The following is a 26,956-nucleotide window of genomic DNA, read 5'->3' on the forward strand; positions in this document are numbered from 1 at the left end:
ACCTATGAAGAAGATATTATTTGTTGCATCGGAAGCGGTACCGTTTATTAAAACAGGCGGTTTGGCGGATGTGGTCGGCTCTTTACCGAAGTATTTGGATAAGAGATATTTTGATGCCAGAGTTATTTTGCCGAAGTATATGTGTATGAAGGAAGAAATAAGAAACTCTCTGGAATATATAGGTGATTTCTATATTGATTATGCCGGCTCAAGTAAGTATGTCGGAGTGTTAAAGAAGGAAGTTGAAGGAGTAACATTTTATTTTATAGATAATGAAGAGTACTTCGGAGGTCCAAAGCCTTATGGAGACTGGCTTTATGATATTGAAAAGTTTATTTTCTTCTCACAGGCCGCTCTATGTGCACTGCCTTTTGTAGACTTCAGACCGGATCTTATTCACTGTCATGACTGGCAGACCGGATTGGTTCCCGTATATTTGAAGGACAGATTTGCAGGCGGAGATTTCTTTAGAGGAATAAAGTCCGTATTTACAATACATAATCTTAAATTCCAGGGTACTTGGGATGTTAAGACAATACAGTATTTTTCAGGCTTAAGTGATTATTATTTCACACCTGATAAGTTGGAGGCTTTTAAGGATGCCAACCTCTTAAAGGGTGGACTTGTATATGCTGATGCTATAACAACAGTATCAAAGACATATGCGAATGAAATTCAAAATCCTTTCTACGGTGAAGGATTGGACGGGCTTTTAAGAGCCAGACAAAATGATCTGAGAGGTATTGTAAACGGTATTGATTATAATGAGTTTGACCCTGAAACAGACAAGCTTATTTATAAAAATTATAACAGCAAGAACTTCAGAAAAGAAAAAATTAAAAATAAGAGAGCTTTGCAAAAAGAGCTTGGACTGCCTGTAGATGACAATAAGTTTATGCTTGCGGTTATTTCAAGACTTACGGATCAAAAGGGATTTGATTTGGTGGAATATATGATGGATCAAATCTGTGAGGAGAATGTACAGCTTGTGGTACTGGGAACCGGAGATGACAGATATGAAAACATGTTCAGACATTATGCATGGAAGTATCCTGACAGAGTGTCTGCAAATATCTATTACTCCGAGGAGATGTCACATAAGATATATGCCGCTGCGGACGCCTTCCTTATGCCTTCGTTGTTTGAACCGTGCGGTCTCAGCCAGCTGATGTCTTTAAGATACGGAACTCTTCCTATAGTTCGTGAGACAGGCGGACTTTGTGATACCGTAGAGAGCTATAATGAATTTGAGTCAAAGGGTACAGGTTTCTCATTTGCAAACTATAATGCACATGAGATGCTTGACAGAATAAATTTTGCAAAGCATATTTATTATGATAAAAAAAGAGAATGGAATAAGATGATTGACAGAGCGATGGCTGTGGACTTCTCGTGGAAGCAGTCTGCACTTGAGTATCAGGCTCTGTATGATTGGTTAATAGGATGAAAGAATATTTAAATAATATAGAGTATATGGAATGCGTTAAAGATATACTTAACAGTGAAATTTTTCAAAAACTTGACGGCTTTGTTCAGCATGGATGTACATCCACAATGGAGCACAGTATAGACGTTTCATATACAACATATTTAGTGTGCAAAAAACTTGGTTTAAATTATAAATCTGCTGCAAGAGCGGCGCTTTTACATGATTTTTACCTTTATGACTGGCATAGACCGACAAAGGAAACGGGAGCATTTTTACATGGCTTTACACATCCTTATAAAGCGGCAAAAAATGCCAAAAAGTATTTTAATATAACAAATAAGGAAGCAAGTATGATTAAAACTCATATGTTTCCTTTAACACCGATTCCTCCTCTTTCAAGGGAGGGATGGGTGCTCACAATGGCTGACAAGTCAACTTCTGTAAATGAAATAATTGCAAATATGAAAAATGTTCACAGAGCAGGGGAGGGGACTGTATGAGTATTTTAGATGATATTGTTTCAAATCAGGTGCTCATCAGTGCGGCTCTTGGATGGCTGGTCGCTCAGCTTTTAAAGACAATGATTGATATATGGTATAATAAATCATTTTCACCCGACAGACTCTGGGGAAGCGGCGGAATGCCAAGTTCACATTCAGCTACGGTATGTGCTCTGGCAACCTCAAGTGCATTAAAACACGGGTTTGCAGGCTTTGAGTTTGCCGTTACATTTATTTTTGCTTTGGTTGTTATGTATGATGCAATGGGAGTAAGAAGAGAGACGGGAAAGCAGGCAAAACTTCTTAATATGATTCTGGAAAATAATATTTTTGAAGATAATTTTGAACATTTTGAAGAGAGATTGAAAGAATTCGTAGGACATACTCCGCTTCAGGTATTTATGGGTGCGATTTTAGGTATTGTTATAGCATTTGTAATTGGAGGAATATATTAATGATAAAACTTATTGCCTCGGATGTGGACGGAACTTTGGTAAGTGACGGCGGCGGCAAGCTTGACAAAAGAATAGTTGATATGATAAAGGCTGTTCATGACAAAGGAATTCATTTTGCCGTTGCCTCCGGAAGGCAGTGGGTGAGTATAGAAAATGTCTTTGAAGAAGTAAAGGACAAGATATTTTATATATCAGATAACGGAGCTTATATCGGGGTAAACGGTAGAAGTCTGTTTGTAAATGAAATGGATGATAAGATTTCAAAGGAATTGATTCTTGATTTAAGAAAAAACAAGGATTTGATTGCTGTGGTTGCCGATGAATCATCATACTATATTGAGGAAAACAATGAATTTCTTATAGACTGGATAAGAGGAGGATACAGGGGCAGAATAGAACTTGTAGACGACCTTACCAAGGTGGAAAATATAATAAAAATTTCCGCATATTCGGAGAATGTATACGGTAAGGCCGATGATATTATAGAAAAATATTCGGATAAACTTTTGATAAATTATGCAGGTGAGATGTGGCTTGACTGTACCGCAAAGGGAGTGAGCAAGGGAAATGCTCTAAAGAAGCTTCAGGAAGCTTTTGATATAAAGGAAAACGAGACAATGGTTTTCGGTGATCAGGCCAATGATGTTGAAATGTTTAAGGCGGCTTACTATTCATTTGCAGTAGAAAATGCGGCTCCTGTAGCAAAGGAAGCGGCAAGATTTATGGCAGACAGCAATGAAAACCTTGGAGTTTTGAAGATATTAAACTATCTGCTTTAGGAGACGGAATTGAAGAGAAAATTTTTAGTCGGATTCATAACGGCTCTTTTTATTTCAGGTTGTGGAATAAAAACGTCCGGCATAAGTGAAAATATAAAGATAAATTTATCAGAAAACAAACTTGGATATAATTACAGTCAGATGCTTATTCCCGCATTGTCGGAGAGTCAAATTATTACCGATACATATACAGATGCAATATGGGACAGCTATGTTGACAAGGACACAAAATTTACATTCAGAGATAATTTTTATAATGATTTAAAAAATTATTATAAAGAACTTGTTGTACTTAAAAGAATTGCGGAAAACGAAAATATTACATTATCGGAGCAGGATAAAACAAAAGCATTAAAGCTTTCAAAGATATTTTACGATGAAAATGTGGCAAACAGTGAAAGCTTTCCGGGACTTACACAGGAAGACTGTGATACGGTTTTCATGGATTATGTTCTGGTGGATAAAACAAAAAAAGAATTGATTGAAAAGAATGTAAAAGAAGTCAGTGAAAGTGAAGCCAGAATAATGGATTTTCATGTGATTGAGGTTTCTGATTATGAACTTGCAAATACTCTTTTAGACAGATTAAATAATGGTGAGAATTGTGTGAAACTGGCAACTCAATTTTCTGAAAGCGACAGTATTTCAAGAAGTATAGCGATAAATAACGAAACTGAAGATGTAAAGAACACTTTGGGAGTAATGGAAGACGGAAGTGTAAGTCCCATAGTTACAAACAAGGGTAAATATGTGCTTTATAAATGTGTAAAGAGCTATAATGCGGAAGCCACAAAAAAGAATAAGCAAAGAATAAAAGAGGAAAGAGAATCGGCATATCTGTTGAATTTATATAATGAGTTTGTAAAAGAAAATCCTATAGATATAAACGAAAGCGAGTTCGATAAGGTTTGCAAAAATTCAGGGTCTCATCTTTCGGGAAGAGATTTCTTTACACTGTGGTCGGAGGAAGCAAATGCAGGTCTTTGAGATTTTGGAAGTTAAGGAATTTACAAAATTACTCTTTATGACAGATATATTTGATAAATTTACTGTTGTGGAAGCCAAGTTTCATACATTTGTAAAATATGATATCAACTGTAGGCTTAATAAGCCTTATTTTGACGAAGAAGAAAACAGAGATTTTTGCACCTGGGGTGAGATAAGGCCTATTTGCTTTGGAATAATAAAGGGAAAGAGAAGACCTACTTTTTTCAAGCTGATTTTTAAGTTTTCAGAAGAATTTAAAAGAGGTTGGATTAAAAGCAATACAACAAAAGATATAGATGGGGATTTGTATTTGAATATAAGATATTCAAATAAAGAAATGAATTTAATATCTTCATTTTCACCGAAAACTTTTTTACCTGACAGAAAAATTTCAGATGCATTTGATTTATATGTAAAAAATATGTTTGGAAGAATAAATATTACAGTGGAAGAAACGGGAGAATAAAGTGAAAGATAAGAGCATTCTTGAGATGTATCTGGAGGATATGAAGGAAATAAAACCTCTTGAAGAATCGGAACTTGATACATTAAAAAAAGCACTCTTAAGTGGGGATAACAGTGCAAAAAACAGGATTATCGAAGGTCATATGATGTATGCTACAGAGCTTATACAACCCTTTGTAGGTTGCGGTCAGGAAATAACGGATTTGATAAGTGAGAGTCATCTGGCGCTTACAATGGCTGTGGCTGAATATAAATCGGGAGATTTAAAAGCTCAGATAAGAACAGCGGTGGAAAAAAGGCTCAATGAGATAATTGATGAGGAAACAAAGGTAAAGAATGCTTCAAATATGCTGGCGGAGAGATTGAACGACTTGATGGAAGCATCAAGGATTTTGGCACAGGAGTATGGCAGAGAAGCAAGCGTAGAGGAACTTTCAGACAGACTTACGGTTCCGAAAGATGAAGTGGAAGAACTTTTAAAAATAAGTTTGAACGCAATGGATCCGGAAAAAAATATTTAGAATATGGAGAAGCTTATGGAAGAGAGAAAAAATTTGATTGTAGGTCAGTCTGGAGGGCCTACAGCGGCTATTAATGCATCTTTGGCGGGGGTGTATTGCGGAGCAAAGCATTTCGGATTTGAAAAGGTGTATGGAATGAGATTCGGAATCGAGGGATTCTTAAATGAAAAAATAGTAGACCTTGATGAAACACTTAATTCAGAGCTAAATATTGAACTGTTAAAAAGAACACCGAGTTCATATCTGGGTTCTTGCAGATACAAACTGCCAAAGCCCGAAGCAGGCAATGAAGTTTATCAAAAGGCATTTGAGCTTCTTGAAAAGTACAGTATAGATGTTTTTATCTATATAGGCGGAAACGATTCTATGGATACAATACTGAAAATGTCGGAGTATGCAAAAATCATAGGAAGCCCGATAAAGTTTGTCGGAGTTCCGAAGACTATTGATAATGATTTACCTGTTACAGATCATACACCGGGATACGGAAGTGCGGCAAAGTATATAGCTACATGTATTTCGGAAGTTGTAAGAGACTCAAATGTATATGATTTAAAGAGTGTGACATTTGTTGAGATAATGGGAAGAAATGCAGGTTGGCTTACAGCAGCTGCAGCTCTGGCTAAGAACAGTTTCAATGACGGAGCGGATTTCATTCTCTTACCTGAAATAGGTTTAAATTTAAAAGAATTTATAAATATACTCGGAAACAGACTCAATGAAAAGAACAATATTGTTGTGGCGGTATCCGAGGGTATAAAAGATCAAAACGGAAATTATATAAGCGAGGATGAGGGAAATGTGGATGCATTCGGACATAAGATGCTCTCAGGAACTGCAGCTTACCTTGCTAAAAAAATAAAAAGTGAACTTGGCGTAAAAACAAGAGCCGTGGAAATAAATACATTGCAAAGAGCGGCGGCTCATCTTCAAAGTAAAACCGATATAGATGAGGCTTTCAATATCGGATTTTTAGGTGTAAAGGCCGGAATTGAAGGTGAAACCGGAGTTATGATGTATTTTGACAGGGTAAATGACGCCCCATATTTGTCTATTGTAAGAAAATGTGATATAAATTTAGTTGCAAACATAGAAAAAGAAATCCCTAGAGGCTGGATAAGCGAGGATGGATTTGGAGTAAATGAAAAATTCATTGAATATGCGAAACCGCTTATTACGGGTGAGCTTTCAAATATTGTTTGCGAAGGAATACAAAGTCATATAATTAGTCTTAAGTAGTGGTTTCCGAGGAGGAAAAAAGATGGGCGTTAGAAGGATTTATGTAGAAAAAAAGCCGGATTTTGCTATCAGAGCAAAGGAACTTTCGGGTGAGCTTAGGAGCTATTTGGGCTTGAAAAACCTTGATGATGTCAGGGTTTTGGTCAGATACGATATTGAAAACATATCGGATGAAGACTATAAAAAAAGCTTGGGCACTATATTTTGTGAGCCGCCGCTGGATATCTGCTTTGAGAGTAAGTTTTCACATCTTGAAAGTGATTTTTACTTTACTGTAGAGTATTTGCCGGGACAGTTTGATCAAAGGGCTGACTCCGCCATACAATGTGTGAAGCTGCTTGGAAGTGAAGATGATATAAATATCCGCTCCGCAACAACTTATATTTTCTCAGGGCGGTTTAGTGAAGCCGACAAGGAGAGGATAAGAGATTACTGTATAAATCCTGTAGACTCAAGGATTGCCGATGAGTCTATACCCGAAACTTTAAAAACAGACTTTGAAATGCCTAAGGATGTAGAGTCTATAGAAGGCTTTATAACTATGGATGAAAAAGCCTTGAAAGATTGTTATGAGAGTCTTTCTTTGGCTATGACATTTGATGACTTTAAATTTATACAAGATTATTTAAAAAATGATGAAAACAGGAATCCCTCTGTCACTGAGATAAGAGTATTGGATACATATTGGTCAGACCACTGTAGACATACCACTTTTTCAACTCAGCTAAAAGACGTAAGCTTTGAGGAGGGATTTTTTGGCGTTCCCGCAAAAGAATCATATGAAAGATATTTAAATGACAGAAAGATCCTTTATAAGGACAAAAAAGATAAAAAAATCTGCCTGATGGATATTGCACTTTTGGCTATGAAGAAGCTTAAGGCCGACAATATTCTTACCGATGTAGAGGAAAGTGATGAGATAAACGCCTGTTCAATCGTTGTACCTATTTTAGTAGACGGTAAAAAAGAGGAGTGGCTTATCAATTTTAAGAATGAAACTCATAACCACCCTACGGAAATAGAGCCTTTCGGTGGTGCGGCAACCTGCCTTGGAGGTGCTATAAGAGATCCTCTCTCAGGAAGAACTTATGTGTATCAGGCTATGAGAATTACAGGTGCCGCAGATCCTACATTGCCAATTGAAAAGACAATGCAGGGCAAACTTCCTCAAAGAAAGATAGTAACAGGAGCCGCACACGGATATTCATCATATGGCAATCAGATAGGACTGGCTACCGGCTATGTAAAAGAAATTTATCATCCTGACTACGTCGCAAAGAGAATGGAAATCGGAGCGGTAATGGGAGCCGCAAAGAGAGCAAATGTTATCAGAAAAACTTCAGACCCCGGTGATATTATAGTACTTCTGGGAGGCAGAACAGGAAGAGACGGCATAGGAGGTGCTACAGGTTCAAGCAAAGTTCACAAGACCGATTCCATAATTACTGCAGGTGCGGAGGTACAAAAGGGTAATGCACCTACCGAGAGAAAGATACAAAGGCTTTTTAAAAGACCTGAGGTGACAATACTTATAAAGAAATGTAACGACTTCGGTGCAGGTGGAGTGTCTGTGGCAATAGGAGAACTTGCAGACGGACTTATTATCGATCTTGATAAAGTGCCTAAAAAATATGCGGGACTTGACGGCACGGAGCTTGCAATCTCGGAATCACAGGAGAGAATGGCTGTGGTACTCTCACCTGAATCGGTAGAAGAATTTTGCAAATATGCAGAGGAAGAAAATCTTGAGACAAGTATTGTAGCAAAGGTTTTGGAAGAAAAAAGACTTCAAATGACATGGAGAGGCAAAACTATAGTCGATTTATCAAGGGCATTTCTTGATACAAACGGTGCCACCTCCACAACAGATGTTTATGTAAAAGCGCCAAATGAAGCAGAAAATCCTTTTGAATACAACAAAACAGAAAAAAACATAGAAAAAAGATGGCTGAAAACTGTTTCCGACTTGAATGTGGCTTCACAAAAGGGACTTGTGGAGATGTTTGACTCAAGTATAGGAGGAAAAAGTGTACTCATGCCATACGGCGGAAAATATCAGCTTTCAGAGACTCAAAGTATGGTAGCCAAGCTGCCGCTTTTGGATGAAGAAAGTGATGCGGTTACCATTATGAGCTATGGATTTGATCCGTATCTGTCAAGCTGGAGTCCATACCATGGGGCAATGTATGCTATAGTCAGCTCTTTAAGTAAAATTGTAGCCGCGGGCGGAGATTATAAAAAGGTACATTTTACTTTCCAAGAATACTTTAGAAGAATGACTGAGAGCTCGACCTGGGGAGAGCCGCTCTCGGCACTTCTTGGAGCTTATGAAGCACAGATGAGGCTTGGACTTGCATCCATAGGCGGTAAAGATTCGATGTCGGGTTCATTTAATGATATAAATGTACCTCCTACCTTGGTTTCTTTTGCAGTGGCGGTAGGTGATAATAAAAATATTATATCTACAGAGCTGAAAAAAGCCGGGAATAAGCTCTACTTCGTAAAATTAAAGAGAGATGAATATGATCTTCCCGATTTTGAATATTTAAAGAGAATATACAGTGATATTCAAACAGAGATAACAAATAAAAAAATAGTAAGTGCATTTGTTTTGGAGAGAAACGGAATAGCGGAGGCTGTTTCAAAGATGTGCTTTGGAAATATGTTAGGTGTAAGCCTTAAAGCGGATGAGGAGACTTTATTTGCTCCGGAGTTTGGAGGCTTTTTGCTGGAATCCGAGTCGGAACTTGATTTTGAAGGAGCAATTTATCTTGGAGAGGTAATTAAAGAGCCGAAGGTCATAGTAAATGCGGAAGAGATTTCACTTGATAAGATATTAAAAAACTGGAAAAAACCGCTTGAGAGTGTATTCCCGTCAGTGGAAGAGCCTTTAAATAAAGAGGTACTTGAAGATAAAATATATAGGGCTGAAAGCATTTATATTGCAAAAGAAAAAAATGCAAGTCCTAAAGTATTTATTCCTGTTATGCCGGGAACCAACTGCGAGTATGATTCAATAAGAGCATTTAGAAGAGCCGGTGCAAGTGCGGAGGCATTTGTATTTAGAAACAGTTCACCTTTGGCTATAAAGGAATCTGTAGAGCAATATAAAAATGAAATAAGAAATTCACAGATAATAATGTTCCCGGGAGGTTTTTCTGCGGGTGATGAGCCTGACGGTTCTGCAAAGTTTTTTGCTACAGTGTTCAGAAATGAAATTTTGAAAAAAGAGATAGAAGATTTGCTGGGCAGAGACGGTCTGATACTTGGAATATGCAACGGATTCCAGACACTTATAAAGCTTGGACTTTTGCCTGACGGAAAGATAAAAGAACAGGAAGAGCTTTCAGCAACTTTGGCTACAAATACTATCGGCAGACATATTTCCAAAATGGCATATCTTAAGACGGTAAGTAATAAATCACCATGGCTTATGAATGCAAAACTTGGAGATGTGTATGCAAATCCGGTTTCACATGGAGAGGGAAGATTTGTAGCCCCGAAAGAAAAAATTGATGAGTTGTTTAAAAACGGTCAGGTAGCTACAAGATATGTGGATTTAAACGGAAATCCTACCATGTGCGGTGAGTACAATCCGAACGGTTCTTATGCGGCCATAGAGGGAATTACAAGCCCTGACGGAAGGATTTTCGGTAAGATGGCACACTCCGAAAGAAGAGAAAAAGGTGTTGCTATAAATGTTTTTGAAAAACAGGACTTGCAAATCTTTGAATCTGGTGTAAAATATTTCAGATAAATCAGATAAAAAGGTTTGGAGAAGATAATGATAAAAGTAGTAAAATTTGGAGGCAGCTCACTGGCCAGTGCACATCAATTTAAAAAAGTGGGAGATATCATAAAGGCTGATAAATCAAGAAGATTTGTTGTTCCGTCCGCACCGGGAAAAAGAAATTCCAAGGATGAGAAGGTAACAGACCTTTTATATGAGACATATGATGCGGCCGTAGAAGGCGGTTCATATAAGAAAAAGTTTGAAAAGATCAAAGCAAGATACGAGGAAATTATAGACGGACTTTCACTTGATTTAAATCTTGATCATGAGTTCGCAAAAATAGAAGAACAGTTTTTAAATAAAGCCGGAAGAGAGTACGCCGCTTCAAGAGGTGAGTATTTAAACGGTATTATAATGGCAAAATATCTTGGGGTTGAGTTTATAGATCCTGCAGAGATGATTTTCTTCTTTGAAGACGGTACATTTGATGCCGAGGCTACAAACAAGGAAGTTTCAGAGAGACTTGAGAAAGTTCAAAGAGCGGTAATTCCTGGATTTTACGGTAGCGATCATTCGGGAAAAATCAGAACATTTTCAAGAGGCGGTTCAGATATAACAGGTTCTATAATTGCAAGAGGTATAAAGGCCGATTTGTATGAAAACTGGACAGATGTATCAGGCTTTTTGGTGGCAGATCCAAGAATTATATCAAATCCTGAGACAATAGAGTCGATAACATATAAGGAGCTTAGAGAGCTTGCATATATGGGTGCTTCAGTACTTCATGAGGATGCAATCTTCCCTGTAAGAAAAGAGGGTATTCCTATTAATATCAGAAATACCAACAAGCCGGAAGATAAGGGTACAATGATAGTAGAGAGTACTTGCAAGAGTTCAAAGTTTACTATCACAGGTATTGCAGGTAAGAAGGGATTTTGTGCAATAAATGTCGATAAGGCAATGATGAACTCTGAGGTAGGTTTCTGCGCAAGAGTATTGGATGTTTTTGCACAGAACAATATCTCTATAGAGCATATGCCTTCAGGTATTGACACTATGACCGTACTTGTACATCAGTCCGAGTTTGAAGAGCATGAGCAGCAGATAGTTTCAGGTATACACAGAGCCGTAGGCCCTGATACTGTAGAGATGGAGTCGGGACTTGCACTTATAGCTGTGGTTGGCAGAGGAATGAAGGCAAACAGAGGTACTGCAGGAAGAATATTTGCGGCACTTGCACATGCCAGAGTCAATGTAAAGATGATAGATCAGGGTTCATCAGAGCTTAATATCATTGTAGGCGTTAAGGAAAATGACTTTGAAACAACTATAAAGGCTATATATGATATGTTTGTAAAATCGGTATCTTAAAATGGCAAAGGTAATAATAATAGGCGGAGGTGCGGCAGGAATGATAGCAGCATACTCCGCTGCTTTAACATCAAAGCAGGTAATACTGCTGGAGAAAAATGAAAAACTCGGTAAAAAGATATTTATTACAGGCAAGGGCAGATGTAATCTTACAAATGCCTCAGACATGAATACGGTGATGGAAAATGTTGTAAGTAATAAAAGATTTTTATTCAGTGCATTTAAAAACTTCACAAATGAAGATATTATGAATCTTGTGGAGAACAACGGTACAAAGCTTAAGATTGAAAGAGGAAACAGAGTATTTCCGGTAAGCGACCATTCCTCGGATATAATAAAGTCACTTGAAAATGCAATAAGAGATCTGCATGTGGATATAAGACTTAACACCAAGGTGGATGAGCTTATAATAGAAAATGACAGATGTATAGGTGTGGTAATCGGAAAAAATAAAATTATGGCGGATGCCGTAATAGTTGCTACAGGCGGAATGTCATATCAGGCTACAGGTTCCGACGGTGACGGCTACAGATTTGCCAAAGAGGCAGGCTTAAGTGTAAGTAAGCTCTATCCTTCTTTAGTACCTTTTAACATAGAGGGCGAGAGAATAAAGGCATTACAGGGGCTTTCTTTAAAGAATATCCATGCTTATATCTACAATGACAAAAAGCTTGTATATGATGAATTCGGTGAAATGCTTTTCACACATTTCGGAGTGAGCGGACCTGTAATAATATCCGCATCTGCAGTTATCGGAAACAAAAATATAAAAGGCTACAGACTAAGCATTGATTTAAAGCCGGCTCTGGATGATGAAAAGCTTGATGAAAGAATTCTACGAGATTTTGCGGAGCAAAAAAATAAAAGTTTGAAAAACTCTTTAAATAAGCTCTTTCCTGCAAAGCTGATAGATGAGGTTATATATCAAAGTAAGCTCGATCCCGATAAAAAGGTGAACCTACTTACAAAAGAGGAAAGACACAGTCTTGTTCATGCTACAAAAAATCTTGAATATGTGATAAGCTCTACAAGAGGCTTTAATGAAGCTATAATAACAAAGGGTGGAGTTGAAGTTTCACAAATAAATCCGAAGACTATGGAATCAAAGAAAATAAAGGGTTTGTTCTTTGCAGGTGAGGTGCTTGATTTGGATGCATTCACAGGCGGTTATAATCTACAGATAGCATGGTCAACAGGATATGCGGCAGGAGAAGGAGCGGGAAATGAACAGTATAGCGATTGACGGACCTGCGGGAGCGGGTAAATCGAGTATAGCAAAGGCTTTAAGTAAAAGACTCGGATATATTTATATAGACACAGGTGCAATGTACAGAGCTGTGGCACTTTTCTTTTTGGAGAATAATGTGGCGGACGGTACGGACAGCAGAATCGAATCTTTGTTGGACAAGCTTGAGATAAGCATAAAGTACGAAGACGGTGCACAGAAAGTTATCCTAAACGGAGAAGATGTAACAGGTAAGTTAAGACTTGAAGAGATAGGAAAACTGGCAAGTAAATTCAGTGCAATAGGCAGTGTGAGAGAAAAGCTGGTGGCACTTCAAAGAAAACTTGCACAAAAAGAAAATGTGGTGATGGACGGCAGAGATATAGGTACTGTAGTACTTCCTAATGCCGATTTAAAGATTTATTTAAGTGCAAGTTCAAAAGTCAGAGCTAAAAGAAGATATCTGGAACTTTTAGAAAAGGGACAGACGGATTTGGACATAAATGATATAGAGGATGAGATAATAAAAAGGGATGAAGCCGATATGAACAGAGAGATTTCACCTTTAAAGCAGGCTGATGATGCCTATTATCTGGATTCATCCGATATGACACTTGAAGAGGTGGTATCAAAGATACTGTCGATGGTAAAAGAGGAAAGATGAAAGTCGAATTAGCAAAAAGTGCCGGTTTTTGCTTCGGAGTTGAAAAAGCGGTAAACACCGTGTATGAAGAAGCCAAAAAAGGCAATGATATAGTCTATACTCTGGGACCCATAATTCACAATGAGGAAGTTGTGAAGGATATGAAAAAAAGAGGTGTGGAGGCCGTGAAGATAGAAGATTTGGCTTCACTGCCGAAAGGCACTGTAATCATACGCTCACATGGGGTAAGCAGAGAGATATTTAATTTTGTAAAAAACAGCGGACATAGAGTGGTAGATGCCACCTGTCCTTTTGTTAAAAAAATTCATGCCATAGTTTCCGTACAAAGCGGTAAAGGAAAAACTGTGGTAATAATCGGAAATCCCGAGCATCCTGAAGTGATGGGAATAAGAGGCTGGGGAGATGAAAATACCTATGCGGTTGAAAATATCGAACAATTTATAAATTTAGAATTAAAAAAAGATAAAGAAATAATAATTGTAGCTCAAACGACATTTAATCATAAAAAATTTCAAGAAATCATTGATAAAATATCGCTTTTGGGTTATGATGTAAGATGTTTTAATACGATTTGCAATGCAACACAGGAAAGACAAGCTGAGGCAAAAAATATAGCATCAAATGTGGATGCCATGATAGTTATCGGAGACAAAAAAAGCTCCAATACAGGCAAGCTTGTGGAAATATGTCAGGAAGAATGTAAGAATACAGTTTTTATTCAAACTCTTGAAGACCTAGATTATGATGCTTTACTTTCTGTGGATAGTGTAGGTATTACGGCAGGGGCGTCAACCCCAAAACATATCATTGAGGAGGTTCAAAATATTGTCAGATCTAAGTTTTGAACAAATGTTAGATGAGTCATTCAAGACTCTACACACGGGAGAAGTTGTCAACGGTAAGGTAATTGATGTTAAGGAAGATCAGATCATTCTTAATGTCGGATTTAAGTCAGATGGTATCATCACAAGAAGTGAATATAGTAATGACAACGGTTTAGATTTAAGAACAGTTGTAAATGTCGGTGATGACATGGAAGCAAAAGTCTTAAAGATAAACGACGGAGAAGGTCAGGTTCTCCTCTCATACAAGAGATTGGCTCAAGATAGAGGTAATAAGAAGCTTGAGGATGCTTTCAACAACCATGAGGTTCTTACAGGAAAAGTTGTACAGGTAGTTGAGGGTGGTCTCAGTGTAGTGGTAGAGGATGCAAGAGTATTTATACCTGCATCACTTGTATCAGATACATTTGAAAGAGATTTATCTAAATATAAGGATACAGAGATTGAGTTCGTTATCACAGAGTTCAATCCTAAGAGAAGAAGAATCATCGGTGACAGAAAGCAGCTTCTTGTAGCTAAGAAGGAAGAGCAGAAGAAGGCTTTATTTGAGAAGATAACACCGGGTGATGTAATTGAAGGTACAGTAAAGAATGTTACAGATTTCGGAGCATTTGTTGACCTTGGTGGTGCAGACGGTCTTTTACATATCTCAGAGATGAGCTGGGGTAGAGTAGAGAATCCAAAGAAGGTATTTAAGTCAGGTGATACCGTTACAGCCTTCATTAAGGATATCTCAGGTGAGAAGATCGCACTTTCAATGAAGTTCCCTGATCAGAATCCATGGCTTGACGCTGAAGAGAAGTTCGCACGTGGTAATGTTGTTAAGGGTAAAGTTGCAAGAATGACAGATTTCGGAGCATTCGTTGAGATTTCAAACGGTGTTGATGCATTGTTGCATGTATCTCAGATTTCACATGACCATGTTGAAAAACCTTCAGATGTACTTAAGGTAGGAGATGAGGTTGAGGCTGTTATCGTTGAGTTCAATGAGGCAGACAAGAAGATCTCATTAAGTATCAAGGCTTTGACACAGGCAAATGAAGAGCTTGAGAAAGAGAACGCAAGAACTTCAGAGTCTGTTGAAGAATAATAAATACTTTAGTTTATACAAGGTCGTAGGTGTTTTCATCTGCGACCTTTTTAACGGAAAAAATAAGGAGATGTATGAAGAGAAATTATAAAAATGTAGTATTTTGGTGCATTGTAGTTGCACTTTTATATCTTAGCTATGAGTGGCTAAGTGATGTTATATTCAGAGGCTTTAATTATCTGGATGTAAAATATATGATAGTACCTGATGCACTTTTGCCGAGCATAAATGCTTTTGTAGATACATTGATATCGGTGGTACTTATTGTTATCTATCTGATATTGGCTATATTTATAGTTAAGAAGCATGAAAAAGGAATTAAGCTCGGATTTGTAAAAGGGTTTATTTTCTGTATTGTAATGGGATTTGCATTCTATGGTATAGCAGGCCTTTGGTTTGAAATAGTTGACAGATTTTTGGTATCAATACCTTTTATAGCAAAGAATGTGGAGTATTTTTCGGGAGTATATGACGATCTTGAGTCGGGAGCATATATCTGGTCATTGCTTTCAATATCAATTATAGGACCGATAGTTGAAGAGATACTTTTCAGATTGCTCATTTTCAACTCACTTGAGAGAATAACAAAGAGCCCGTGGTTTGCAATAATTGTATCCGGAGTATTATTCGGTATCTGGCATATGATCTTTGTTCAGAGCGTGTATACAGCGATAATGGGCTGTATTATGGGACTTATTTACTACAAGACAAGAAATATTTTTTACACGATTTTTATACATATGGTAAACAATACAATCGGAAATCTGCCTTCAGCTCTTGATACCGATTTGGTAAATACGGCTATAAACCGTATATCATATGCAATGGTTATTCCGGCTGTTATTTTGCTTGTTATTTTTTGCTTAAAGAAACCTGAAAGCAGGGATACCGAATCCGAAACATACACATACGGATTATAAAAGATATGAATATAACTGTTTTTTCATTTACAAAAAATGGTAAAGATATAAATATCAGATTGATGGATATATTGAAGAATAACAATGTTTCATCATATACAATGTCAAAGTATATTTCAGACAGTAGAATGAAAGCCTTTACGGATTTGAAAGAAACCGTAAAGACACATTTTAGTGATGATGCAATTATTTTTGTCGGAGCTACAGGGATTGCGATAAGAAGCATTGCACCATATGTAAAAGATAAATTTAGCGATCCTGCGGTGCTGGTTATAGATGAGCTTGGAAGATATGTGATATCTCTGCTCTCAGGACATGTGGGTGGTGCCAATGAGTTGGCGGAATATATAGGAGGGGCACTTGGTGCCACTCCTATTATTACTACAGCCACTGATATAAACGACACATTTGCGGTGGATGTATTTGCAAAAAAGCATAATTTAATAATCTCATCAAGAAAACTTGCAAAGGATGTGAGTGCCGCATTGCTTGATAAAAAGTCGGTGGATATTGACAGTGATATTGAAAGCATAAATGTGGAAGATATCAAAAAGAAATTGAATCCTTTAAATGCGGACTGTGAGCTAAAGGTAAGGATTACCGACAGAACTTATGATGACAATGTACTGACTCTTATACCCAAGGATATATATCTTGGTGTAGGATGTAAAAAAAATACGGATACACAAAAAATGTGGGATTTTGTAAATGAAGTAATGAAAGAAGAAGGCATTGATATAAGAGCCGTGAAGGCGGTAGGCAGCATTGATATAAAGAAAGATGAAAATGCAATCAAAGAACTTGCCAATAGACTCTCGGTTCCTTTTAATACTTTTTCAAAGGATGAACTGAACGAGGTTGAAGGAGAGTTTAACGAGTCCGATTTTGTAAAACAGACTGTAGGTGTAGGGAATGTATGTGAAAGATCGGTTCTTATACAGTGCAATAATCTGATACTGGGAAAAACGGCAAAAGACGGCATGACTCTTGCTATAGGACGGGAATGATATGGTATATCTTATAGTTGATAAAGAAAATGAAAATTATTCTGAAAAAATAAATTCTTATAAACTTTATTTGCAGAATCTGTATCATGATGATGTGGAATGTATCATAGAAGACAACAGGGTAATTACACCTCTCGGCAAAGAGGGGGAAGCTTTGGAAGAAAAGGGAAGAATTGTCAGAAAGAAACTCTCATGTGCAAATGCGGTATATCTTTGGCGTGATAATGAGTTTACGGCATTAAAGATTTGACGGACAAATTATTAGACTATAAATACAGGTTATGCCAAATATAATAAAAATATTTTCGATATTAATAATTTCATATTGCGAATATTTTTCTATTCATATATGATACAATGGTATCAAAGTAAAACTTACTTTCGAGGTGTGTTATGGTTACAGTTGCATTAGATGCAATGGGTGGAGATTATTCACCCGAAGAAATAATAAAAGGGGCGTTTGATGCCTTAAAGAAAGATAAAGACATTAATGTTATTTTAGTCGGTAAGAAGGAGGTTTTAGAGGGGAAGATAACCGAAGAGTATAAGGACAGATGCAGTGCGGTTTACGCATCTGAGGTAATAACAAATGAGGAAGCACCTGTAGCGGCTATCAGAGCAAAGAAAGATTCATCAATAGTAGTGGGAATGAACCTTGTAAAGGAAGGTAAGGCGGACGGATTTGTAAGCGCCGGAAGCACAGGAGCCGTTCTTGTAGGCGGACAGCTTATAGTAGGCAGGATTAAGGGAATACTCAGACCTGCATTGGCGCCGCTTATTCCTACGGAAAAAGGTGTGTCTTTGCTTATAGACTGCGGTGCAAATGTGGATGCAAGGGCTGAACATCTGGTTCAGTTTGCCAGAATAGGTTCCTTGTATATGGAAAAAGTAATAGGTATAAAAAATCCGAGAGTCGGCATTGTAAATATAGGTGCCGAGGAAGAAAAAGGAAATGCTCTTGTAAAAGAGACCATGCCGCTTTTGAAAGAATGTGACGATATCAACTTCATCGGCAGCGTAGAGTCAAGAGAGATACCTAAGGGCGGTGCCGATATTATAGTTTGTGAGGCATTTGTAGGTAATGTTATACTTAAGCTTTATGAAGGCCTGGGTTCTACACTGCTTGGTAAGATAAAAGATGCTTTGATGAAAAATGTCTTTACAAAGATAGGTGCAATGATGATAAAATCATCATTAAAAGAGACATTAAAGTCTTTTGACGCAAGTGAATACGGCGGAGCGCCTTTACTTGGTTTGAACGGCCTTGTGGTAAAAGCACATGGTAATTCAAAGGCAAATGAAATTTGTAATTCAATTTTACAATGCAAGAGCTTTAAAGAAGAAGCTTTGAGTGATATTATAAGAGAAAAAATGACAAAGAATTAGAATGGAGAAAAAAATGGAGTTTGAGAAATTAAAGAAAATTATCGCTGAGGTTTTAAATATTGATGAGAGTACAATTGAGCTTAATTCAGCTTTTGTAGACGATTTGGGAGCCGATTCACTTGACCTGTTTGAGATTATTACAGGAATTGAAGAAGAATTTGAGCTTGAGATACCTCAGGAAGTTGCAGAGAATATTCATACTGTAAATGATGCGGTAGAAGAAATAAAGAAGGCAACCGGTAACTGACTCCTGTAGATAAGAGATAATGAGGCTATTGTTAATTTGCCTATCGATCTGTATAAATGTATAATCTTTTAATTTTACAATCCTTGTAGCGTTTAACACTTTCGCAAAGCGAGACAGGATTCAGCAGTCGAGGACCTGTTTGAGTGCAGTTCGCTGCTCTTCAAGCGAACAAACGAGTTCCGCAGACTGCGTAAAATCCTGCGAAGCTTTAAGAAAGTGTTGCGATTAGGATTGTAAAATAAAAGCTATTATATTGCAGAACGGTAGCTCCAAGTTAAATAGCCTCTTTTGTAAAATTAGAAATAGTAGAGGGTTTGTATGAATAATAATTTAAATGAATTACAGGAATTATTAGGATATGAGTATAAGAATAAAGAGCTTTTGAGCCAGGCACTCACTCACAGTTCATATGCAAATGAGCATCAGCTCGGTAAAAACGGGTCAAATGAAAGACTTGAGTTTTTGGGAGATGCCGTGTTGGAGCTTGTAAGCAGTGAATTTTTCTATGGAGTCTACCCTGATAAACCTGAGGGTGAGCTTACAAAAATAAGAGCCGGTTTTGTCTGTGAAGCGGCTTTGGCGGACTGTGCCAAAAATATAAAACTCAGTAAGTTTTTAAAGCTTGGAAAAGGCGAGGAACATACAGGCGGAAGGATGAGGCCGAGCATTATAAGTGATGCATTTGAGGCACTCATTGGCAGCATCTATTTAGATGGTGGTTTTGCTAATGCAAAAGAGGTGATTTTAAAATTCATTCTGAATGAATACGAAAATAAAGTCTTCTTTTATGATAGCAAGACTATATTACAGGAAGTGATTCAATCACAGGACTCAAAATCTGTAGAGTATACCCCGATATCTGAAGAGGGGCCCGATCATTTGAAAAAATTCGTAGTTGCGGTAAAAATTGACGGTAAAACAATAGGAATGGGAGAAGGTGTAAGCAAAAAGTCGGCGGAGCAGGCGGCAGCCTATGAAGCACTAAAAAAATTGGGGAAAATTGAAGGATGTATTTAAAACGTATTGAAATTCAAGGATTCAAATCCTTTGCAAATAAAATTGTATTTGATTTTCACAATGGAATAACCGGTATTGTAGGCCCGAACGGCTCAGGAAAAAGTAATGTTTCGGATGCGGTAAGATGGGTACTTGGTGAACAGAGTGCAAAGCAGCTCAGAGGCGGAAATATGCAGGACGTCATATTTGCAGGTACCGAGCTTAGAAAACCGCTTGGATTTGCCTATGTTGCAATTACTTTGGACAACTCCGATCATAAGCTTGATATAGACTTTGAAGAAGTTACGGTTTCAAGAAGGCTTTTCAGATCCGGAGAAAGCGAGTATATGATAAACGGTTCAGCCTGCAGGTTAAAGGATATCAGTGAGCTATTCTTTGATACAGGTATAGGTAAGGACGGATATTCCATTATAGGACAGGGACAGGTCGATAAGATACTCAATGGAAAGCCTGAAGAAAGAAGAGAACTTTTTGACGAGGCGGCAGGTATCACAAAGTTTAAAAGAAGAAAAGGTCTGGCTCTAAAAAAACTGGAGTCTGAGAGAGAAAGCCTTGTGAGAGTAAACGACATTCTTACAGAGCTTGAAAAACAGGTAGGTCCTCTTGAAAGACAGGCAAAGGTTGCCAAAGAGTTTTTAGCTTTGCGTGAAGAACTGAAAACCTTTGACGTAAACAGCTACATAATGGAGTATGACAGCATAACTCAGAATCTGAATGAATATAAGAAGAGAGAAAAACTTCTTTCAGATGATTTAAACGATGCCAAAGCTTCACTTGAAAGATCGAAGCAGGACTATGAAAATATCACTGCAGATTTAAAAAAGATAGATGAAGAGCTGGATGAATTAAGAAATACAAGAAGCGCTACAAGTATTACATTGCAGGAAATCACTTCACATATTGAAATCTTAAAGGAGCAGATAAATTCCGAAAACAGGAATAATGAAAATCTTGCATCCAGAGGCGAAAATATAGACAGTGATATAGAAAAAAAGCAAAAAGAGCTTGATAAACTTGAAGAGGAAAAGAATTCTTTACAAAGGCTTTTAAATGAAGCACATGAAAAAGAAAACAGTGTTTTTGAAGAACTTGAAAATATTGATAAGAATATCAATGAACTCACAAAAAGACTTGAAGATTTAAAAAATGCTTCAGAAGAGTTCAACTCAAAGAATGCCGATCTTAGAGCAAAGAAGGAAAGATATAAAGGTATCCTTGAGCAGGTTAGACTTAGAAAATCTCAAATGACACAGAGACTTTTGGAGAGTAAAACAGGCCAAAATACTTTAGAGATAAAGATTGAAGAAGAGGATAAAAATCTTTCAGAGATAAATGCTTCGATAGATACCGTCAATGCGGCAAAAAAAGATCTTGAAAACAAGAATGAAGCAATTCATACGGAGATAACAAGATTTGCAAAGGTGGCATCGGACTTGCAGATTAAATACCAAAGAGAATCCGCAAGACTTACTTCGATGAAAAATATTGCCGAAAGATATGAAGGCTATGGAAATTCCATAAAAAAGATTATGGAGACCAGAGACAGAATCGGCGGCATTCATGGAGTTGTTGCCGATATTATCAAGGCGTCACAAAAGTATGAGATTGCTATAGAAACGGCTCTCGGAGGAAGAATTCAGAATATAGTTACAGATTCGGAGAACACTGCGAAGATTCTTATTGACTATATTAAGAAAAATAAATACGGAAGAGCCACATTCCTGCCGCTGTCATCAGTGAGAAATTCAACATTTTCAAATAAAGAATTTTTAAAAGAAAAAGGTGTTATAGGAATAGCATCGGAGCTTGTGGAGTTTGACAGTGCCTATGTAAACCTTGTAGGAAGTCTGCTTGGAAAGATTGTTGTTATCGACAATATTGATAATGCAATTGCTTTTGAAAAGAAATTCAGATATGAGTACAGAGTCGTTACACTTGACGGTGAGTCTTTAAGCCCGGGAGGTTCTATAAGCGGTGGTGCTTTTAAAGGTGCAGGAAATCTGCTTGGTAGAAAGCGTGAAATAGACGAACTTGAAGCCGAAATATCGGAGCTTTTAAAAAATTATACAGAGGCAAATGATAAGGTGGAAGCTTTCAAGGCCGAGAGAAATTCTATAAATGCAAAACTTGAAGAAAACAGAGTGCAGAGCCAGGAACTTATTATTGAAAAAAATAATATAGAGCATAGAAGAAACAGTCTTATAGAAAAGCTTGATGAATTAAAGGCTTCATCTGTTTCTGTTCAGACAGATTTTGAAAATATCGATAATGAACTTACGGAAATAGAAAATGAGACTAAGAGACTTGATAATACACTTCTTAATGTAGGCGAGGACTTTGGAAAAGTCGGAAAAGATATTGAAAATATCGAAAAAGAAATTCAAAGTTATAGAAGCAAAAGAGAAACTGTGGTTGAAAGACTTAATTCTTCAAAGCTTGAATACGCAAATATATCGCAGAGACTTGAATTCAGCGATGAAAATGTAAACAGAACAAAAGCGGATATGGATGCTCTTATAGCTGAGAAATCGGGACTTAAGGGTAAAGCTGAAGATATCATAAGAAATATAACCGAGAAACATCAAAGAATTGAAGAAGAGCAAAGGGCAAGAGAGGAACTTGCTCAAAAAATAGAGGAGCTTAAGAAAAAAGAAGAAGAGCTTAGTGAAATAAAGGAAACAAAAAGTAAGTCACAGAATAAGATATTTGAAAACAGAGATATTTACAGTGACAGAGTTTCACTTCTTGACAGAGATATCTATAGACTGCGAGGTCAGATAGAAAAATCCGAAGAAAGAATTTCCGAGCGAACAAATTATATGTGGAATGAATATGAACTCACATATAATTCTTCTCTGGAGCTGAAGACCGATACAGGTATGAGCTTAAATGATATCAGAGCAAAGATACAGGAACTCAGATCAAAAATCAAAGCTCTCGGAAATGTAAATGTAAATGCCATTTCAGATTACAATGAAGTTTCGGGAAGATATGAGCTTATGAAAAAGCAGCATTCGGATATCTTGGAAGCTGAAGAAACTTTGATAAAGATTATTGAAGAGCTTGATATTGCTATGAAAAAGCAGTTCGCTGAAAAGTTTGAAGAAATAGCAAAAGAATTTGATGAAGTATTTAAGGAGCTCTTTGGTGGCGGTAGCGGTAAGTTGGTACTTGAAGAGCAGGATGATATGCTTGAAGCGGGTATTGCAATTATTTCACAGCCGCCGGGAAAGAAACTTCAAAATATGATGCAGCTATCAGGAGGCGAGAAGGCGCTCACAGCTATTGCACTTCTTTTTGCAATACAAAACCTTAAGCCTTCACCATTTGCACTTCTTGACGAGATAGAGGCCGCTTTGGATGATTCAAATGTAGACAGATTTGCAAAGTATTTACATAAGCTGACAGATCATACACAATTCATAGTAATTACACATAGACGTGGTACTATGGTATCTTCAGACAGACTTTACGGAATTACTATGCAGGAAAAAGGAGTTTCAACTCTTGTTTCCGTAAATCTTATAGAGAATGAACTTGATAATTAGGAGTTTTATATGGAAGAAAAGAAAAGAGGATTTTTTTCGAGGCTTGTAGAAGGCCTTACAAAGACAAGAAATGCCGTTGTAAGCGGAATAGAAAATGTCTTTCTTGGATATGATGTAATAGATGAGGACTTTTATGAGGAGCTTGAAGAGACACTTATTATGGGTGATATCGGTATCAGAGCTTCCACAGATATCATAGAAGAACTCAGAAAAAGAGTAAAGGAAGAACATCTGACTTCACCTTCACAGTGTAAAGATGTGCTTATTGAAACTATAAAGCAAAGAATGGATTTGGGTGAGAATGCTTATGAATTTGAAAACAGAAAATCCGTAGTATTTGTTATAGGTGTAAATGGTGTAGGAAAGACCACATCTGTGGGAAAGCTTGCAAGTCAGCTTAAAAAAGATGGAAAAAAAGTACTTGTGGTAGCTGCAGATACTTTCAGAGCCGCGGCAATAGAGCAACTTGAGGAGTGGACAAAGAGAGCCGGTGTGGATATAATCGCCCAAAACGAGGGTTCAGATCCCGGAGCAGTGGTATTTGACGCCTGCAAAGCCGCAATAGCGAGAAATACCGATGTAATGATAGTCGATACGGCAGGAAGACTTCACAATAAGAAAAATCTTATGGAAGAGCTGAAAAAGATAAATAAAATAATTGAAAGAGAATATCCGGATGCCTACAGAGAGACATTGGTGGTACTTGACGGTACTACAGGACAAAATGCACTTGAGCAGGCAAGAGTATTTAATGAAGCCGCGAATATAACAGGAATAATACTGACAAAACTTGACGGAAGCGCAAAGGGTGGTATTGCCGTAGCAATACAGGCTGAGCTTTCAATTCCGGTAAAGTATATCGGTGTGGGGGAGAAAATAGACGATTTACACAAGTTCGATTCACAGGAATTTGTAGATGCACTGTTTAGCAATGAGTAATAAAAAAGCTGTTACAAATTATGCAAAATAGAATCGAGGCAATCATGAAGGAATTTACATTAGAAAAATTTGAAGAAGCCAGCGAGCTGGTACAAAGAGTTACATCGGAAACCAAGCTGGTTTTCAGTGAGTTTTTTTCAGAGCAATCAGGAAATAAAGTATTTTTCAAGCCTGAAAATATGCAGTATACAGGAGCATACAAGGTAAGAGGAGCATACTATAAGATATCGACTTTATCTGAAGAAGAAAAGAAAAAAGGAATTGTAACGGCATCGGCAGGTAACCATGCACAGGGAGTGGCATATGCCGCAAAACTTGCAGGGATAAAGGCTACGGTATTTATGCCTACAACAACACCTCTTATAAAGATAAACAGAACCAAAAACTATGGTGCAAATGTAGAGCTTTACGGGGATGTATTTGATGAGGCTGCAGCAAAGGCTATGGAGTACGCAAAAGAGAGCGGGGCAACCTTTGTGCATCCTTTCAATGACTTGACAGTGGCTACAGGACAGGGTAGCATTGCCATGGAAATAATCAAAGAACTTCCTACTGTAGACTATATACTTGTACCGATAGGCGGAGGCGGCTTATGTGCAGGAGTTGCAACTCTTGCCAAAATGCTGAATCCGAATATACATGTTATAGGTGTAGAGCCTGAAAATGCGGCATGTATGAAGGCGTCTATAAAAGAAGGTCATATAGTGACTTTAGAATCTGCAAATACAATTGCAGACGGTACAGCAGTAAAGACACCGGGGGATAAGTTATTTAACTATGTTAAGGAAAATATAGACGATATCATAACAATAAACGACAATGAACTTATAGTTTCATTCCTTGATATGGTGGAAAACCACAAGATGATAGTTGAAAACTCAGGTTTACTTACCGTTGCCGCACTGAAGCATCTGTATGTAAAGGGTAAAAAGATTGTTGCCATATTAAGTGGCGGAAATATGGATGTTATAACAATGGCATCTTTGATACAACACGGACTTATTGAAAGAGACAGAATATTTACAGTTTCAGTGCTCTTACCTGATAAGCCGGGTGAACTTGCAAAGGTAGCAGACCTTTTGGCAAGTGAGAGAGGAAATGTTATAAAGCTTGAGCACAATCAGTTTATAAGTATAAACAGAAATGCGGCAGTAGAGCTTAGAATTACTATTGAAGCCTACGGAACGGAGCATAAAAAACAGATAGTTGAAAGATTGAATAAAGAGGGGTACAGACCTAAACTTGTAAGGAGTAAGGGAACTTATAATGCTTGATGGAAAAGTAAATGTAGATTTCAGGGGATTTTTAAATAAATTTCATTTTAAAACCAATATAATATATTGCATAAAATGGGGAATAGTTTCAGTTATAATAGGCGTAGTTGTTGGTGTTGCGGGCTCAAGCTTCGGTCATGCCATAGATTTGGCAACAAGAATCTGGAGAAGTCACAGCTATACACTCTACCTTATGCCTATAGCGGGACTTTTGATTGCGGCACTTTATCATTTTATACATGCCGACAATCCAAGAGGGACAAATTATGTAATTGATTCTATATCATCAGGAGAAAGACTGCCTTTAAAGATGGCACCGGCTATTTATATATCGTCATTTCTTACACATTTGACTTCAGGAAGCGCGGGAAGAGAAGGTGCGGCATTGCAGATAGGAGGAAGTATCGGAAGCTTTATCGGAAGAAGATTAAAGCTTGGACAGAGCAGATTTTCAGACAAGGCCGATATAAATATTGCAATAATGTGTGGAATGGCGGCATGCTTTTCGGCACTTTTCGGAACACCGATTACAGCATCAATATTCAGTATGGAAATATTCAGCGTAGGTGTAATGTATCATGCGGCACTTATTCCATGTATACTTTCATCATATGTTGCGGTATATATTGCAGGACTTTTACATACACCTGAAGAGAAATTTATATTGCAAAATGCACCTGAGTGGAGCCTTAAGATGGTATTATTTATGATATTGCTTGCGGCTTTAAGCGCAACGGTGGCCATATTGTTTTCTGTAGTGATGCATGAAAGTGCGGATCTTTATAAAAAATATTTTAAAAATCATTATATTAGGATTGTAGTTGCATCAATTTTATTTATAATATTAACTGTAATCTCGGGAAGCAGAGATTATAACGGAGGCGGATTTTGGCTGATAGAAAGAAGTATGGAAGGAGATGTGAGATATGAAGCATTTCTCATGAAAATACTTTTTACTGCAGTAGCCCTTGGAGGAGGCTTTAAAGGTGGAGAGATTGTTCCGACATTTGTTATAGGAGCAACCTTCGGAGGTGCTTTTGCAAAGGTGTTCGGACTTCCGTATGAGTTATGTACCGCATGTGGAATGATTGCATGCTTTGTGGGAGTAACCAACTGCCCGATAGCATCGATTTTTATGGGAATAGAATTTTGCGGTAGCCTCGGACTTAATTATTATGCTATAGTAGTGGGAGTCAGTTTCGTTTTATCAGGCTATTACGGACTATACAGTTCGCAAAAGTTTGCATATTCAAAAACAGAAGCGAGATATGTAGGCTCAGATGCAATAAGTATCAGAAAGAAAAGACAAAACAGTTAG

The 26,956-nt window shown here is 37.5% G+C and carries 24 protein-coding genes; all 24 read left to right on the forward strand.

The features are described 5' to 3' along the window. The first annotated feature begins 4 nt into the window (after positions 1-4). The 24 genes from glgA to SBH76_RS01610 all read left to right on the forward strand — a co-directional run bounded on the left by glgA (position 5) and on the right by SBH76_RS01610 (position 26,956). Positions 5-1,447: a glycogen synthase GlgA gene (glgA, locus tag SBH76_RS01495; RefSeq protein ID WP_007592898.1), complete on the forward strand. Its 1,443-nt coding sequence runs from the start codon at positions 5-7 to the stop codon at positions 1,445-1,447. Then, positions 1,444-1,929, forward strand: a complete 486-nt coding sequence (locus SBH76_RS01500; protein ID WP_007592896.1) for an HD domain-containing protein — start codon at positions 1,444-1,446, stop codon at positions 1,927-1,929. Before glgA ends, SBH76_RS01500 begins: the two co-directional genes overlap by 4 nt. Next, entirely contained in the window at positions 1,926-2,384 is a 459-nt protein-coding gene (locus SBH76_RS01505; RefSeq protein WP_007592894.1) for a divergent PAP2 family protein, read from the forward strand. The genes SBH76_RS01500 and SBH76_RS01505 overlap by 4 nt, the downstream gene beginning before the upstream one ends. Continuing rightward, entirely contained in the window at positions 2,384-3,163 is a 780-nt protein-coding gene (locus SBH76_RS01510) for an HAD family hydrolase (protein WP_317976536.1), read from the forward strand. The genes SBH76_RS01505 and SBH76_RS01510 overlap by 1 nt, the downstream gene beginning before the upstream one ends. A gap of 9 nt (positions 3,164-3,172) precedes the next feature. Beyond that, positions 3,173-4,150, forward strand: coding sequence for a hypothetical protein (locus tag SBH76_RS01515; RefSeq protein ID WP_317976537.1), 978 nt, complete (start codon positions 3,173-3,175; stop codon positions 4,148-4,150). Continuing rightward, positions 4,137-4,616 (forward strand): DUF5721 family protein, encoded by a 480-nt coding sequence (locus SBH76_RS01520; protein ID WP_317976538.1) that lies wholly within the window; start codon positions 4,137-4,139, stop codon positions 4,614-4,616. The genes SBH76_RS01515 and SBH76_RS01520 overlap by 14 nt, the downstream gene beginning before the upstream one ends. A gap of 1 nt (position 4,617) precedes the next feature. After that, positions 4,618-5,136, forward strand: coding sequence for a sigma-70 domain-containing protein (locus tag SBH76_RS01525; protein WP_317976539.1), 519 nt, complete (start codon positions 4,618-4,620; stop codon positions 5,134-5,136). A gap of 15 nt (positions 5,137-5,151) precedes the next feature. Then, positions 5,152-6,375, forward strand: a complete 1,224-nt coding sequence (locus SBH76_RS01530) for a 6-phosphofructokinase (protein ID WP_317976540.1) — start codon at positions 5,152-5,154, stop codon at positions 6,373-6,375. 22 nt (positions 6,376-6,397) lie between these two features. Beyond that, positions 6,398-10,132, forward strand: coding sequence for a phosphoribosylformylglycinamidine synthase (locus SBH76_RS01535; RefSeq protein WP_317976541.1), 3,735 nt, complete (start codon positions 6,398-6,400; stop codon positions 10,130-10,132). 27 nt (positions 10,133-10,159) lie between these two features. Beyond that, complete coding sequence (locus SBH76_RS01540; protein ID WP_317976542.1) at positions 10,160-11,479, forward strand: aspartate kinase; 1,320 nt, start codon at positions 10,160-10,162, stop codon at positions 11,477-11,479. Position 11,480: 1 nt separating this feature from the next. Continuing rightward, positions 11,481-12,722, forward strand: coding sequence for a BaiN/RdsA family NAD(P)/FAD-dependent oxidoreductase (locus tag SBH76_RS01545; RefSeq protein WP_317976543.1), 1,242 nt, complete (start codon positions 11,481-11,483; stop codon positions 12,720-12,722). After that, complete coding sequence (gene cmk / locus SBH76_RS01550; protein ID WP_007592867.1) at positions 12,703-13,368, forward strand: (d)CMP kinase; 666 nt, start codon at positions 12,703-12,705, stop codon at positions 13,366-13,368. The genes SBH76_RS01545 and cmk overlap by 20 nt, the downstream gene beginning before the upstream one ends. Beyond that, positions 13,365-14,213: a 4-hydroxy-3-methylbut-2-enyl diphosphate reductase gene (gene ispH / locus SBH76_RS01555; RefSeq protein ID WP_317976544.1), complete on the forward strand. Its 849-nt coding sequence runs from the start codon at positions 13,365-13,367 to the stop codon at positions 14,211-14,213. Before cmk ends, ispH begins: the two co-directional genes overlap by 4 nt. Further along, complete coding sequence (gene rpsA, locus SBH76_RS01560; protein WP_007592865.1) at positions 14,194-15,300, forward strand: 30S ribosomal protein S1; 1,107 nt, start codon at positions 14,194-14,196, stop codon at positions 15,298-15,300. Before ispH ends, rpsA begins: the two co-directional genes overlap by 20 nt. Positions 15,301-15,374: 74 nt before the next feature. Then, positions 15,375-16,220 (forward strand): CPBP family intramembrane glutamic endopeptidase, encoded by an 846-nt coding sequence (locus SBH76_RS01565; protein WP_317976545.1) that lies wholly within the window; start codon positions 15,375-15,377, stop codon positions 16,218-16,220. A gap of 5 nt (positions 16,221-16,225) precedes the next feature. Continuing rightward, the gene (gene cbiG / locus SBH76_RS01570) at positions 16,226-17,227 is read left to right on the forward strand and encodes a cobalt-precorrin 5A hydrolase (protein WP_317976546.1); all 1,002 of its coding nucleotides are present in this window, start codon (positions 16,226-16,228) and stop codon (positions 17,225-17,227) included. Position 17,228: 1 nt separating this feature from the next. Next, entirely contained in the window at positions 17,229-17,477 is a 249-nt protein-coding gene (locus tag SBH76_RS01575; RefSeq protein WP_317976547.1) for a hypothetical protein, read from the forward strand. 143 nt (positions 17,478-17,620) lie between these two features. Beyond that, on the forward strand, positions 17,621-18,613 hold the full coding sequence (plsX, locus tag SBH76_RS01580; protein WP_007592860.1) for a phosphate acyltransferase PlsX: 993 nt from the start codon (positions 17,621-17,623) through the stop codon (positions 18,611-18,613). A 13-nt stretch (positions 18,614-18,626) separates the two neighbouring features. Then, positions 18,627-18,860: an acyl carrier protein gene (acpP, locus tag SBH76_RS01585; protein ID WP_007592858.1), complete on the forward strand. Its 234-nt coding sequence runs from the start codon at positions 18,627-18,629 to the stop codon at positions 18,858-18,860. A 318-nt stretch (positions 18,861-19,178) separates the two neighbouring features. Next, on the forward strand, positions 19,179-19,877 hold the full coding sequence (rnc, locus tag SBH76_RS01590; RefSeq protein WP_007592856.1) for a ribonuclease III: 699 nt from the start codon (positions 19,179-19,181) through the stop codon (positions 19,875-19,877). Beyond that, on the forward strand, positions 19,868-23,425 hold the full coding sequence (gene smc / locus SBH76_RS01595) for a chromosome segregation protein SMC (protein WP_317976548.1): 3,558 nt from the start codon (positions 19,868-19,870) through the stop codon (positions 23,423-23,425). Before rnc ends, smc begins: the two co-directional genes overlap by 10 nt. Before the next feature lie 9 nt (positions 23,426-23,434). Next, a complete protein-coding gene (ftsY, locus tag SBH76_RS01600; RefSeq protein ID WP_128672955.1) occupies positions 23,435-24,364 on the forward strand; it encodes a signal recognition particle-docking protein FtsY in 930 nt (309 codons plus the stop codon). Between the two features lie 44 nt (positions 24,365-24,408). Continuing rightward, positions 24,409-25,638, forward strand: a complete 1,230-nt coding sequence (ilvA, locus tag SBH76_RS01605; RefSeq protein WP_317976646.1) for a threonine ammonia-lyase — start codon at positions 24,409-24,411, stop codon at positions 25,636-25,638. Then, complete coding sequence (locus tag SBH76_RS01610; protein ID WP_290648051.1) at positions 25,631-26,956, forward strand: chloride channel protein; 1,326 nt, start codon at positions 25,631-25,633, stop codon at positions 26,954-26,956. The genes ilvA and SBH76_RS01610 overlap by 8 nt, the downstream gene beginning before the upstream one ends.

Source organism: Lachnoanaerobaculum sanguinis, from assembly GCF_033242365.1.
Lineage (GTDB): Bacteria > Bacillota > Clostridia > Lachnospirales > Lachnospiraceae > Lachnoanaerobaculum > Lachnoanaerobaculum sanguinis.